Source organism: Paenibacillus taiwanensis DSM 18679, assembly GCF_000425125.1.
Taxonomy (GTDB): Bacteria; Bacillota; Bacilli; order Paenibacillales; family Paenibacillaceae; genus Paenibacillus_B; species Paenibacillus_B taiwanensis.
This window is the reverse complement of sequence record NZ_AULE01000024.1, coordinates 357176-370962: the sequence shown is the minus strand read 5'-3', so window position 1 is coordinate 370962 and position 13787 is coordinate 357176. Positions and strand designations below refer to the sequence as shown.

Below are 13787 nucleotides of genomic sequence, written 5' to 3'. Positions count from 1 at the left end.
TAGATGAGAACGAAAAACTTCAGTCACATCTTGCTTGGCGACTAGAGCTTGGACTAAATCTGATGTAAAATGATTCATAGGGAAGACCTCTTTTCTGTGAATTGTGTTGTGGTGACTTAATTCTACAAGAAAAGGTCTTCCTTTTTGCTATTTATCTATTTACACAAGATATTTTACGCTCTCGCATAAATCAAGATAAATAACAATTTTATTTTTAACTACTAAACTAATCTAGGAGTAGCATTATTTATAAAACCAATCTCAAAGCCATCTCTTTCGTCGACACTAAACTTCTTAACAATATATTTATCCAATTGAGATTCCATTGAGTCAGGTAGGTCATTATCTACCACAATCACCTGGAAATCATAGTTCCCAATTAACTCATCGCTTAATGAACTTAAGTAGCTATATATATTTTTATATTTTTTAGGATCATTAATGCCTTCTAAATTATCTTCTGATTGGCTAGTATTCTCCAAATACTTAGCTTTAGTTTTCCCAATATATTTACCTACAGTATCAATCATAACCAGACTAGGGAAATTGGTGTCTGTATCCAAACTATTCCGCAGCAAACTGAATAAGTACCCTATAGATACTAATGTTCTCAAGCCTCCAGAAGTTAGTTTTGAGTAGTCTCTATCTCTAACGACTGGCAAGAATGTTTTATCACTAATTTTTATTCCATACGGGTTGCGTATTGGTATAAAAGTTAGGAATTCATTTAACCAATCCGCAATACTTTCCAAAACACCATCGACAGATGGTGCCCCTTCAACAAGAGTTATCATTCTAACATTTAATTGTGAAATTTGTTCGGTTAATACATCAGTTTTTTTTGTTAATTCATTTAATTGATTTCTCAGCTTCAGCAAATAATCAGTACGTTTAATTTCCTCGTTTATCTCACCTCTCCTTGTGTTAAGTACATCTCGTTGTGACAGAAATGGTGAAACAAATTCACGGGTTTTTAAATCCAACATATCCTTTGCTTTTTTAATTTCAGTACTAATTGAAGTTATTTCTTCAATTATATCCAAGATACTCCCTCTATCTCTATCGATCAATAGGGAAACTTCTTTAAAACGATTTTTCAAACTTTTAACTTCCAATTCTATGGAACTAGAATCATACTGACTAAATAGTTCATTAAATTTAGATGCCTGCATTTCATTGTCACAAACAGGACAATTAACATGATGACCTTCATGATTTGGGAGCTTCTTTATCACCTCAACAGAAGCCAATAATTTATCAATGTCTTGTTGATAATCCCTCTTTAAACGTAAATTCTGATCAAGTTGTGTTTCTTTATACATCTTATTTAATGTTAGACTATCGAGAAGACTCTGTTTAGTAACAATAATCTCTCTAAGTTCATTATCATGATCCGAATTTGATTTCATATTATGTGTTAGCTGTAATATTTCATTATCAAGTAATTTCAATTCCTCGGATAATTTTTGTGATTTTCCTTCTAAGGATTCAGTGGTTTCAAGACGAGCTTCTCTTAAGAAAGATGATACAATAGTGAATTGTTGGATAATCCCATTTTTAATTCTAGTCTTTTCTGCAATATCCTCTTGTAATTCAGTAATTTGACTATCCAATAGATTATGCAGAAATTTAAAAGTCTCTTTATTTTTCACGAAAACAACAGGATTTTTTTGGTCTAAGATGTCTTTATTCCCTACATCGTCTTGATCTAAAAAACAAAATTTAAAAATATCGCGAAAACTTAATGAAGTCATTTTCGAGTCTGCTTTTGAAGGGGCTTGTTTTAGTTTCACTAATGAGATGTTCAACGCTTCTAACATAAAATCTGAAAAATAACCAGCTGGACCTTCCTTTACAAAACTTGATCCATATTCTTTTGGGAAAACATCCTCCATTTTATCAACACTTGAATGGTACACCTCTATATGAGACTTCGGATTAAAAATATCCCTTTTAATTGTATATGTATCATTATTCAATTCCAATTCCAATAATCCATATTTACCGTGAATTTCTATCTCATCATATAAGAAAACCTCGCTTGCACCAAGAAGGTAATCTATTATATTAAGAATGCTAGATTTACCTGTATCTGAATCTCCATAAATAATATTTAATCCTACAGTAAATGGAACAATGTAATTTTTTTCTCTACCTACAAGTATAAGTTTTTTTAATATTAATCGAGGAGACTTATTTTTTTTCATTATGATACCACTCCATAATTAATCGATTTTAATGTTTTTTGTAATTGAGAGGCTGAGAATTTTTGTAAAGGGATAAGTACCTTGCTGAGCTCTTTAATTCGGTTAAAATATATTGACTCTAATTGCTCAACAAACTCTCTACCCAGTTCAGTAGCAAAATAAAAGATATGTCCTTCTTTATTATGTTCAACAGAAATGTATTCATTATAAATTAAAGAGTATGTTATTTTTTTAATAGTACTATAATCATATAAAGAGGCCCTATTGGGAAAGAGCGATTCAATCGAATCAACTTCTTTTTCTTGTAAATCCATCAATTTCCCTTGATCTTCAGTCTCAAGAAGCTTTTGGAGTAAAACTGGATTTCTTACTAAGTAATCATATGTGGCTAATTTTTCTATGCTTAACAGTAATTTTCCCTTTTTACTTACACCTAAAGATTGAATAAGGATCAACAATCTTGCTAATCTTACGTTCGACTCATTCTCGGGAACAATAAATGGTAGTGTCTTCATATCCCTCTAGCCTTTCTAAATTGTTCTATTGATTGAATATTTTGCTGTTGAGCCCACCACAAATCTTTTTCCATCATATTCATTAGCTGATGAAGCATCCCCATTTTCTGAAAGCCTCCAAGTAAAGGAATCGTACTTTTTAGAAAATCCGTTTCTTTACTAAGGTGTTCGTGGACATATGTAACCAAATGATTACTATTGTTTAAATCACCGCTCATTAACTTACCGAATGCAATAGAATAGAATGTTTCTATTCTTGAATATAAATCTGCTAGAGTAGCTATTGCATGTTCTCCTTGATTCACCAAAACTTTCCTCATATATTCTGCATTAAAGAAAGTTTGTTTTGCGCTATTAATATGAATATTATGAACGTCTGCAATGAGAAGCCTTAAAACAAATATCTCATCGTCTAGTTGCCCTTGATCGATAAAAGGCCTAACTTGAAATGGTTCTCCTAATGAAATTTCTTCTGCAAATTTCCGGAGAATTGATTGAATAGCTACATAAACATGCCTACTCTTATCTTTTGGACGAGTAATAGTGTTATGATTGTCATCACACGGCACCGTTTCTGGTTTCTCAGCTTGAAAAAGTATCGCGCTACCCTCATCAACTATTTCATCATATTGTCCATAAAAACATATCGTTCGAGGTAATGTTTTACAATGAACCCAATTCTGATTTATTTGTGAAAGAACTGGGCTTAGGGGTTTTAGATCAATTGCCTGCACATTACTAAATAATTTTTCGCCTAGTTTTCCCCATTCAGTACCATTATGTGGTACGGCTAATGAAAGAAACAATTTAACTTTATTCGAGGGGACATCTTTATTGATTTCATTTAAAATAAATGATTTAGTAACAAGTCCTCCCATACTATGGGCAATAATGATTATATTCTCATAACAATCGCAGTTGAATTGAATCACTGATTGAATAAATTCTCCTAATTGATTAATCCCTAAGTTCTTCCTAGCTAATTCAGTCTCAAGGTTAAACATTCTCTTAAGAAAATTTGTTTTTACCTTAAAACCGTACATATCAACTAGTGTTGTATAATAAGTAATATAAGCAAAATCGTAATTATCTGCTATTTGATTATCTTCAAGCAGCATTTTGGGAAATTCTTGTCCAAGATCATTAATCCACGTCTCATTACTTCCAGTAAACCCATGAACAAACAAAACAAGATTCCTATTTTGATTTTTCTGAATAAATTCTATAGCGCTCATATTCGACCCTCACCTAATATGTTGGAGATATAATAGAAAGAAATACGTATTATTTCCCTCTCTAAATCTTTAGACCTATGTTTAGTATAACCGAATACAATTGTCGATTACTGTCATATGTTGTCATCAGAATAATAAATATGGAAATAAAAACAATCCTTATGTCAAATTCACATAAGGATTGTCGCTTTATAAAAACATAGCATACTACCTATAACAAACCGTCAACTCCACCTGATTCCCTTCCCTATCATAAATAATCCGCTCCACTAACTTCTTCAACGCCCGATTCTTCTCTTCACTTGTCACCGCAGCGCTCCAAAACTCCCTAAACTCACCTATCCGTTCATATATCTGCTCCACAGTCGGATAATTCCCTTCATCTACTACTACCTTTCGCAAATCCTTCAACTCTTCCTCCAGCTTCTGTATCTGCCTTGATCGAACAGCCTTTCACTCTAAAAACACTTGCTTCGTTATCATGTCTTCTTCATAAGATTCATGCAGCTTGTCCAATGCCCGCTTCTGCTTTTTCAGTTCCTGCTCTTTGACCTCGATAATGACCTGTGTATCATTGTACCTACTTCCATGCAATTCAATCTCCCGTAAAATATTCGGGTCTACATGAATAATCCGATCATACAGAGCCTTGAAAAAATCGGCATCCATTACTTTGCCACGCTGTTCACATTTGCTGCCGTCTTTGTATTGGTGATAGCACAATGCACTCCAATGCTGTCCCTGCTTCTTGTTCTCACCTACTCTAAATCTCATCCGAGAACCGCATTACTCACAATACAGCAACCCTGACAAAGGAAAAATGTTACGCCTTGAACTGGGGTTCAGCATGCGATTCTTAAGCAGCCGCTCCATAATGACTTCATGTTCTTCCGGGGTTTTCAGCTTTTCATGTGTTCCCATGACTTTAATCCGCTCTTCTTCGGGTACAAGCTCCACCTGACCACGTTTGGAACGGGTTTTTCCATAAGTAATGTAACCCAAATGGATTTCACTTGCCAGCAACCGTTGAACCGTAATATTTGACCAGCCCTTCTTCTTTCCATCCGGCTTAATATTGTATGGCGTGGGTATCTTGTTATCCGTCAACCAAATGGCGATATGTCCCAAGTTTGTTCCATTAAGATATTTCTCAACAATCGCTCGGTAAATCGGACGCTTCGTTTCATCCACCAGTACCGACCTTGTGTTCTTATCATAATAGTATGGAAACGGTGGCTTTCCGTTTGTCCACATGCCTTTCTTGGCTCCTGCCTCTTTCCCCTGCTTCATTCTTCGCTTAATCGTTTTGTACTCTATTCGGGCAAAAATAGACATGAAATCAAATGATACATCGTCATTGTCTATTTCTAGATCGTATATCTTGTTTGGTGTGATAATGACCGTTTCTGAGTTTAAGAATGTATCTTTAATGAGTGCCCAATCCTTGTTTTCTCCACGCCCTAAACGGTCAATATCCATGACCACATAAAAACAAGCCGGAGCACATGACCAATCCATGCTCCGACTTGTTCTATTTCAAATTATTTTGAATGAATTCCCGTTCCGACTTTTTCAGATACATTAGCGAATTCTCGAAGGAATACAGGTATATGGAGCGAAGCATCCTCAGCTTTTCGACTGAGCCATCCGGAATCATTTGGCTGTTCGTTACTCCGAATTTTCCCGGCTTTACAATATCTTCAATGGAAAGTGGCCATTCTTCTTTGCTATCGTCTAGTTCTGGCTGCAACTCTTGTGTATTCGCTCCATTTAATATTGCTTCCTAATGTGACGTACTTTCTTGTGGATGTATGCCATCCCCTTTGTTCAGGGATGATCTCCTGTTCTTCCTGAATAATCGACTTTTCCTCTAGATTCTCATTAACTACCTTAGTTGGAGTTGATACTTCCTTAATCGAGACTCGCTCTCCTTGTTTGAGTTTGTTATTTCCCCGTCTCTTCATGAGCTTGAATTTCTTCTGCCTCAATACTTGTCTGCTCATTTTCACTTTGAAACTGTTCTGGCATCGTTTGTTCACCTTCCTGTTTAACCTGATTACTTCCACAGCTAATTCTACCTGAAACTCTATTCTTATTTGCCATCGCTTTAATCCCTATAATTTGGTATTTCTATTGAGTCGATCTTATCAACATGCTTGACCCTCGTACACCGTTTCTTCCGTTTAGTATAGTAACTATTTTGCTATGTATCTTCATTTAAAAGACAAAACATAGCCCATAGTGAATTTCTACACTACAGGCTAATAAAGCTTGATTTAAATAAAGTTGTCCTGAATTCTTTATGATAGACTGCCCCAATTCCTACCGATTCTCCAAAGGTTCTTCTTTAGCCAGGTTACAACCTACTCCCGGTACAAGTGACTCGGCGGTTATCTCCAGTTGGAAAAGATTTTTCAAACTCTTAAGGGCTCCGATTAACGGAAAAATGCCCCTATAATAGAACAAAGGGAACCCTGACGCCTATTAGAGCCTCAAGGTTCCCTTCTTATTACCGCCCTCTATCTCACCAACTGAGCGCCACAATCTGTTTTATAATTGTAACTTTCCTCCCTGTTGCTGCACCACTTTGCCAGCAATGACATTCCCGAGCACACAGGCGTGTTGGAGAGAATACCCTCTTGCCAGTCCTGCAATAAAAGCGCCTGTGTGGGCATCACCTGCACCAATCGTATCGACGACCTTCACTGGCTCCGTCGGGGCGATCCCCTCTTCATCTGGTGAGCAGTATAGGGTGCCTTCTCCGCCCAAAGTAACAATAACAGCCTCGCCAGTCCGCCGAACCAGCTTGGCGGCTGCTTCCTTTGCATCATTTTCCCGCATGATCGCCTTGATCTCGGACTTGTTGGCATGTACGATCGTACCCATGCTGAAGATTCTCTCCAATATAGACGTTTCCAAAAATTCTCCACGCGGACCCGGATCAAAAACAATCTTTCCAGCCGATTTGCGGCGGCTTAGTGCGTCCAGGATGACAGGACCCGACGTTCCTTCTAGTTCGTAGCCGCTGACGTAGAAATAATCATAACTGTCAAGATCCAATGTTTCGAACCAACTGGCATCCCATCGTATTTCAATCCCCGGAATGGTAATGAAAGTCCGCTCTCCGTCGCGCTCCACGATCGACAGATTCCAGCCGTTATCACCGGAAACGTCCTCCAGCAGCACGGGCACACCGTCTTTTTGCAGCTGGGCTTTGACGATATCGCCGTAGCTTCCTTTTCCCACCGGAGCAAACAGGTTGTAGTTGACATTCAGCTGGTTCAGAATGTTAGATACATTGTAAGCGCAGCCGCCCACCACGGTTTCTTTGTGCTCAGCCATAACATCCTCGGCCGTTTTCGGCAGCTTATCAAGCTGGATGATGACATCGACCACTGCCGCGCCTATAACGAGAATTTTACGGCTTTTATCTGAATTTACACGCTCAAGGAAATTTTCATTCATGTGATACCCCTCCTTACTTTGACTTGCCGTTCAACTGATTCAATATAATCGTTGTCACCGCACTCGCCACAAAAGCGAGCAGCACACCGAGACTATTATCCTTAAAGATTCCTGTCGCAAATGGGCCGCTAAAGAACGAAGAATTGGTGAACAGGAAACCTACAATTACACCAATAATCCAGCTAGTCACACCATTGTAATTAAAACCTTTGCCAGTAGCATTTCCCAGCAATCCTGCGTCATAGCCCGTTTTGCTGCGCTGAAGCACATAGTCGAACATAAAGGTCGCGGCCCAGGCCGCTAGGCCGATGCCGAGGAGACCGAGGAATAACTGGAAATTCATGAGGAAATCCTCTGAAATAAACAGTACATAGACTGGAATCAGTATCATAATTAGTGCGTGAATAGAGATCGCCACTTTATCGCTGACCTTGATGTTCAAGGTCTCCATGTTTACACGAGCCGATTTCAGACTGATGATGCACTGTGGAATCAGGCCGCCGATCGCTGTAATGAAGTACACCACCGTCATCCATTTAGGCAGTGCATTGCCAATGGCCTGAATCGGATTGGAAGCGGATACGAGATCCGGCACCGAAGTGCTGAGGAGAATCCCCACGCCCATAATGAAGAACAGCGGAATGAAGGCACCGATCGTCACACTGAAGAATACCTTTTTCCCGGAATTGGTTGGATTCTGGTAAGCGCTGTAATCAGCAGCGGCAATAGACCAGCTGATACCCGTTCCCGCAATGATGATGGAAAGTGCCGGCAAAAATCCGTTCAGCCAGTCGCCGTTGCTCATACGAAACAATACCGTCCAATCCGTTTGGGGAATGAGAATCACCAGGATCAGGAAGGTCAATGCCCCAAACACATAGGTGAAGAAAGTTTGTACTTTAACAAGAACATTTTGCCCAAACAGATTCGAAGTCAGAATCAGCAGTACAAACAACGCAAGGCTAATAACCGTAAGTACCGCCGATTGCTCCATACCAAACAGTCCAAACAGAGACATTAGGGTCAGTGTACCTGTAATAACGTTCACTGCTAGCCAGCCTATTAGACTGAGCCAGCCGAGCAGGTTGGGAATGTAGTTACCCTTTACACCAAAGACTGCTCTGGACAACACAAAGGTTGTTCCCCCGGACTTTAGTCCTGACAGGCTTAGATAACCCACAAGCGCAAAAGACAATGCGCCTGCTGCAGCCACCAGCACCGACTGAATGAAGCTCAGTTGATAGCTGACAATTAATGCACCGTATACAACACCCAGAATGCCAATATTACCAGCAAACCAGATAAAAAACAGTTCCTTTGGACTACCGGTTCTTTCTGCACGCGAGATAAACAGTTCAGAATTCGAATTGGACATTTCCATATTCCCCCTAAAATTAAGCTTCAGTGAGTTAGTGCTGTGCTCTGAACGCAAGAATGTGATCGGCATAATGGGCCAAATCTACACTGTTAGCTTCGTCAATCAATGCTCTCCAGGCAGGATTAATGGCCTCCGCTCCCGTTTTGGCGCCGCAGATAGCGGTCGCCATCGCTCCGATGGTATCTGTGTCACCGCCCAGATTCGCACACAACAGGCTACATCGCTGTGGTTCCTTCGCATAATAAGCAATAGCGAGCGCAGCCGGGACGGATTCACTTGTTATGACACCACTACCAATGACATCATAGATGGTCTGCAAAAATTTCTCGTCTTGACCTTCAAATAGATCAGCGTATTCCAAAGCGATCTTCAACCGGGCCGAAAGAGAGGCACTGTAAGTCTCCGCGCCGTATTTCTTCGCTTCCTGATAAGCTGAGACGGCATCCGCCATAATATCCACCCATGACTTGTCGACAATAGCTGCTCCCACTGCTGCGGCAACCATTGAAGCTCCCCCCACAGCCACGTCAGTAGAATGCGTCACTTTACTGATGTCGAACACATATTTGGACAGTTTCTGATACTCTTCGGGAAGGAATAATCCACCAACAGGCGCAATACGCATCGCGGCACCGTTCGTTTCCGCCTTGGAAGTGAACTCAGCAGCATCCTTGCCTTCCTTCAGCGCCAGTAACGCAGCTTTGGAGCTTGGCCCAAGAATATTGTTGTCAAAAGCATTCAGCCTGTCTGCCCATTCCAACAAGTGCCGTCCAATCACAGTCGTATCTGGTATGAATTCGCTTTCAATAAGTGCATCAAGAATCAGAAGCGCTTGCGAAGTGTCATCTGTAAATTGGCCGCGGGTAAAGTTGCACGCCACATCATTTTCCTTCGGACCGTCAAGAAAATCCGTAATTGTTCCAAAGTACGACTTTACCTTGTTTCTACCCCACAGCTCCGAAGGCATCCCCATGGCATCGCCAATGGCCATTCCATATAATAAGCCAAGAATTTTATTTTTCATGATAAACTCTCCTATCTATTTAAATACGGCAGTGCTAGGATTCCAAACTTCTCCTTCGTTACTCTTTTCCCTTACACATACGGTTGTACGTATGAGTTCTCCTTAAAATGAAGCCGAGATCACTCGGCATTAGATTTGCGTCACAACTTTAAACTCCACGTTCGGACCATAAATAACTTCTACCTTTTCCACCTCGGTTCCATTCTCATCCAGCACACTGCCTTTGGTCATGATCAGCGGGAAATCACCCTCATATTCGAACAGCTGCCTGGTCCGCTTACTGCTGTTAATAGGATGAATACCGAGCGAGGCATTCTGCGGATAAATATTGTAACGTTGATTCATGATCTGATACAGGGAATGCTCGGAGAAGTCATATTGTTCAATACCCGGAAAAAGATTCAAGGGGACATAGGACGTGTCTAGTGTCAACCACTTGATGGTCGTCTCCCTGCGGGTTCCGCGAAGCCGCACCAGATTCATAAAAGATTCCCCGTCCAGGTTAACGATCTCCTTCTTCAGAACACGCGAAACGGGAATCTCATTCTTTTTTCGCGCATATTCCGTAAATCCGCTAAAGTTCCAGATGTTATGCTTCATTTCCCGCAGGCACACGATCGTGCCCTTACCGTGCCTCTTTACCAAAAGCGCTTCATCCACAAGACCGTCAATCGCTTTGCGGATCGTGGTCCGCGTGACCTCATACAGCTTCATCATTTCCGTCTCGGAAGGAATCGTCTCTCCTTCCTTGTACTTCCCGCCGATGATATCACTTCGAATCAGGTTCTGCAGTTGAACATACAGCGGAACACTGTCATGTTTGTTAAGCATATTTGCCTCCTTAAACGCAACCACGAAAAAGGAATCAGGTCACGGAACAGATCTGACATGCCTACTGCTTATAGTGATTTAGCGCTTACATAATATGATATACGAACTCATTTTCAGCTCATACGTATGAGTTGATTACAATATATCAGTATCTTTATCTTTTTGCAATAGCCTCATTATCAAGCTTCATTATTTCGGTTTTTTATAAAGCTATTTTCTTCATTTCTTTTTGTTTTTGGCTGTAGCAAGATGTACTGTCCAAGTATAAAGGGGTCTAAAAAGAATGGATCACTCTAAAATCCTGTGGTCGTTTGGTCTTTAACGGGGATGGGGTTCCGTTGCTCCCATTAGCTCGCAAGCCATTAAATTGTATGAATTGATGGCATTGTGCCTATAGGATTATATGAATTTTTTCCCATACAGAATATCATGGAATTAAGATTAGAATTAATCATTTGAGGATGAATATATAATAGGGGTGCTAGTAATGAAAAGAAACAATAAAAAATTAATCGTCATTGGATTAGCCACTTTCATTTTAATAACGGGTACTAGCGTATACGCCAGTGGTGCTCTCTTTTCTCTTTTTCCAACAGTAAGTTCCGAACACCAGGATGAAGCCAAAATAGTAGAAGAACGTTTAACCCAATCATGGAATAAAGGACGGGAAATTATACAAAAAAGTGAAAAAGTCAAAGCATTGATTAACAGTAACGATATCAGTACAGACCAAGATGTTACAACATGGACGTTTTTAAATTTACTTAACTTTGAAGAAGAGTTAATTACTTCTTTCTCTAAAAAAGAACAATCTTCTTTCCTAGAGGCTTTTTATAGTGAGGAGAGAAGAAAAAATCTTGAGGTAGGCGATAAAATGTCCGCCTTACTTGTAAGTCCAGATAAGTCACAAGCTTTGGTGTATTGGGAAAAAGCTAATGGTTCTTACGTTGTAATTGGGATGAAAACAAAAATCACTAGTTCTGACACATGGTATGTGGATGGAGTTAGCATTTGAGTGCTTGATTAAAACTACACTCCTTCCATATTTAATTAACTGCCACTCGGCGAAACGTGCGGATTTAGAAGTGTTTCCCGGCTGAGATCCGCTTTCCCGGCCTCCCGAAGTACCAGTAATCCAATTAGTAAGGACACAGCACCAATAATGATCAGCAGCGCCCCCAACTCCTGACTGTAGCTTATTAGCGCCCCATCCCGAAAAGCCATCCCCCGTATGAGGCGGTCGTATATCCATACGAATGCAACCGTATCTTCTCCTGAAATCTAAAAAATGGATCTCGCAGCTTTCTTAGAACGTCCTCGCTATCCGTTCTCTAGTTTCTTGTAGTCTTGTCTCCGCATGATGAGCAATAAGCGGTTCCGACCAACCGAATCCATCACCTTTATGCCGAGGAATTACATGCATGTGATAGTGGCTCAGGTCGTTAAACACCCCGCCATTTTGACAAATTGTTATTCCATCCGGGTTAAAAACTAACTTCAGCTTGCTTGACATGAGGACCGATGCATCCATTATTGCTGCTAGCGTCTGCCTACTTATCTGATCAAGATCATCATAATGGACCTTCGGTAAAATTAAGATATGGCCCTCATTAAAAGGAGCGCAATCGAGTACACACGTGACAAATTCATTTTCATATACAACTTGTACGTTGGGTTCTATATGATTTGCTATTCTACAACCTAGACAATTCAAGATAATCACCTGTCTTTGCTGGGGATCATTACGGATCATGCAGTTTAAAATCTTTTGTATCTGCCTCGTAAGGGAAAATATACTGTATTTTCCTGTAGTCATGTTTATTTTACACGCGCAATAATACGAGCAACCGATGAATCTGCCTTTACAAGTAATGGCAGCGCTATGATCTCAAACGAATTAACATCCAATAAGCGCTCAACGTTTGTGAGATTTTCGGCAATAAGCACTCGGTTATCAAATAAATATTTATGAATTTCAAATGGGAACCGATCTGGAGATGGTGTGTCAAGGCCGATAAGTCTTATCTTCTTGCGGACCACTAATTCAGCAAATTGTTGAGTTAGAATCGGATGCTCTTTAAAATACTTTTCCTGGCCGAAGTAATTACTGTATCCCGTATACAGAATTAACATTGTCCCTTCACTGATCAAATATTCATACTCATCTTTATACTCGATCTGACTCATTCCAGATACATTTAGTAATGTTCCTGTTCCCACAAATGAATCCAATGGAAAGTCACTCAAATATAGTTCTGATTCAATTAAATGCATGGGACCATCTATATGTGTGCCCGTGTGCATATTAATCGTTAACTGGTGATTACAATAACCATCACTTGACAAATATTTAGTTTGCACTAACTCCATCTCACTGTCGCCTGGATATACAGGGACATAATTCTGAATAGGATGGGTTAAATCTATAAGCTTCATTGCACGTCCCCCATAATTTTTTGTTAATCATGACGCAAATTGCCAATATCGTTCTTCTGTTTACGACCCAGGTGGCTTAAAAGAGCGAACGCGCCGGTTTCGACGGACTTCATCTTGCAGAAAGGGTTAGCATAATCCCATTTTATCGTAATACACTGGATGAACTACAGGGCTTTTCCCAAAATAATCGAAACAACATTGTTATGTACGGCGGTCTCTTCATTAAAATACATAAGATCACTTTTCCGGAAGCGTGGAGCTAGAAATTGTAACCTACTTCATAGGGAAGACCTCTTTTCTTTGAATTGTGTACTGGTAGTTTAATTTTACAAGAAAAGGTCTTCCTTTTTGCTCTTAACTATTTACACCTCATATTTTACGCTCTCTTGATGTGACTTAGGAAAACAATTTATTTCATCATCCTTTTGATTTGTTTTAACTCATTTATTATATAGTCTATCTGCTTTTGCATGGTGTCCGACTGCTTTGATTGTTCATCCAAATTTTGATAATCTTGGTTACTTGCTTTTTCTAAAGCTTCTAATGCAAGACCAGCAGCAATTGCTGATATACCATCTCCTAATGTAGCAATAGAGGCCCCAATGAAAGCAAGTCTTGCGATCTGAATATCCTGTGAGTCAGAGGATTGTTTTGAATTTTTTTCTTTTCCACTCATTTCATATCCTCCTTACAATC

At 39.8% G+C, this 13787-nt stretch carries 16 protein-coding genes; 1 reads left to right on the top strand and 15 read right to left on the bottom strand.

Annotated features, from left to right (window positions below):
- Nucleotides 1–221: 221 nt before the first annotated feature.
- The 11 genes from H509_RS0106365 to H509_RS0106310 form a co-directional block, all read right to left on the bottom strand.
- The gene (locus H509_RS0106365; protein WP_028544349.1) at nt 222–2207 is read right to left on the bottom strand and encodes a coiled-coil domain-containing protein; all 1986 of its coding nucleotides are present in this window, start codon (nt 2205–2207) and stop codon (nt 222–224) included.
- Nucleotides 2207–2722 carry an ABC-three component system middle component 4 gene (locus H509_RS0106360; protein WP_028544348.1) on the bottom strand — a complete coding sequence of 172 codons (516 nt, stop codon included), beginning with the start codon at nt 2720–2722 and terminating at the stop codon, nt 2207–2209. Before H509_RS0106360 ends, H509_RS0106365 begins: the two co-directional genes overlap by 1 nt.
- Nucleotides 2719–3957: an ABC-three component system protein gene (locus tag H509_RS0106355; protein ID WP_028544347.1), complete on the bottom strand. Its 1239-nt coding sequence runs from the start codon at nt 3955–3957 to the stop codon at nt 2719–2721. The genes H509_RS0106360 and H509_RS0106355 overlap by 4 nt, the downstream gene beginning before the upstream one ends.
- A 207-nt stretch (nt 3958–4164) precedes the next feature.
- The gene (locus tag H509_RS0106350) at nt 4165–4368 is read right to left on the bottom strand and encodes a hypothetical protein (RefSeq protein ID WP_028544346.1); all 204 of its coding nucleotides are present in this window, start codon (nt 4366–4368) and stop codon (nt 4165–4167) included.
- Between the two features lie 42 nt (nt 4369–4410).
- Nucleotides 4411–4731, bottom strand: coding sequence for a hypothetical protein (locus H509_RS0106345; protein ID WP_028544345.1), 321 nt, complete (start codon nt 4729–4731; stop codon nt 4411–4413).
- Nucleotides 4732–4743: 12 nt separating this feature from the next.
- A complete protein-coding gene (locus H509_RS0106340; protein ID WP_036696375.1) occupies nt 4744–5436 on the bottom strand; it encodes a recombinase family protein in 693 nt (230 codons plus the stop codon).
- Between the two features lie 465 nt (nt 5437–5901).
- Entirely contained in the window at nt 5902–6060 is a 159-nt protein-coding gene (locus tag H509_RS27540; RefSeq protein WP_157277487.1) for a hypothetical protein, read from the bottom strand.
- Between the two features lie 447 nt (nt 6061–6507).
- Entirely contained in the window at nt 6508–7422 is a 915-nt protein-coding gene (locus H509_RS0106325) for a PfkB family carbohydrate kinase (RefSeq protein WP_028544342.1), read from the bottom strand.
- Nucleotides 7423–7435: 13 nt separating this feature from the next.
- A complete protein-coding gene (locus H509_RS24455) occupies nt 7436–8797 on the bottom strand; it encodes a purine-cytosine permease family protein (RefSeq protein WP_036696370.1) in 1362 nt (453 codons plus the stop codon).
- A 34-nt stretch (nt 8798–8831) separates the two neighbouring features.
- Complete coding sequence (locus H509_RS0106315) at nt 8832–9824, bottom strand: ADP-ribosylglycohydrolase family protein (protein WP_028544341.1); 993 nt, start codon at nt 9822–9824, stop codon at nt 8832–8834.
- 129 nt (nt 9825–9953) lie between these two features.
- Nucleotides 9954–10655, bottom strand: coding sequence for a GntR family transcriptional regulator (locus tag H509_RS0106310; RefSeq protein ID WP_028544340.1), 702 nt, complete (start codon nt 10653–10655; stop codon nt 9954–9956).
- 487 nt (nt 10656–11142) lie between these two features.
- Here H509_RS0106310 and H509_RS0106305 point away from each other — a divergent pair, with 487 nt between their 5' ends.
- Nucleotides 11143–11670 carry a hypothetical protein gene (locus tag H509_RS0106305; RefSeq protein ID WP_028544339.1) on the top strand — a complete coding sequence of 176 codons (528 nt, stop codon included), beginning with the start codon at nt 11143–11145 and terminating at the stop codon, nt 11668–11670.
- Between the two features lie 35 nt (nt 11671–11705).
- Here H509_RS0106305 and H509_RS27535 read toward each other — a convergent pair whose 3' ends face one another.
- The 4 genes from H509_RS27535 to H509_RS0106285 all read right to left on the bottom strand — a co-directional run bounded on the left by H509_RS27535 (nt 11706) and on the right by H509_RS0106285 (nt 13767).
- On the bottom strand, nt 11706–11879 hold the full coding sequence (locus tag H509_RS27535; protein WP_157277485.1) for a hypothetical protein: 174 nt from the start codon (nt 11877–11879) through the stop codon (nt 11706–11708).
- Nucleotides 11880–11961: 82 nt separating this feature from the next.
- Nucleotides 11962–12408: an HIT family protein gene (locus H509_RS24450; protein ID WP_051286844.1), complete on the bottom strand. Its 447-nt coding sequence runs from the start codon at nt 12406–12408 to the stop codon at nt 11962–11964.
- A gap of 65 nt (nt 12409–12473) precedes the next feature.
- The gene (locus tag H509_RS0106290; protein ID WP_028544338.1) at nt 12474–13091 is read right to left on the bottom strand and encodes a cyclase family protein; all 618 of its coding nucleotides are present in this window, start codon (nt 13089–13091) and stop codon (nt 12474–12476) included.
- Between the two features lie 409 nt (nt 13092–13500).
- Entirely contained in the window at nt 13501–13767 is a 267-nt protein-coding gene (locus tag H509_RS0106285; RefSeq protein ID WP_028544337.1) for a hypothetical protein, read from the bottom strand.
- Between the last annotated feature and the right edge of the window lie 20 nt (nt 13768–13787).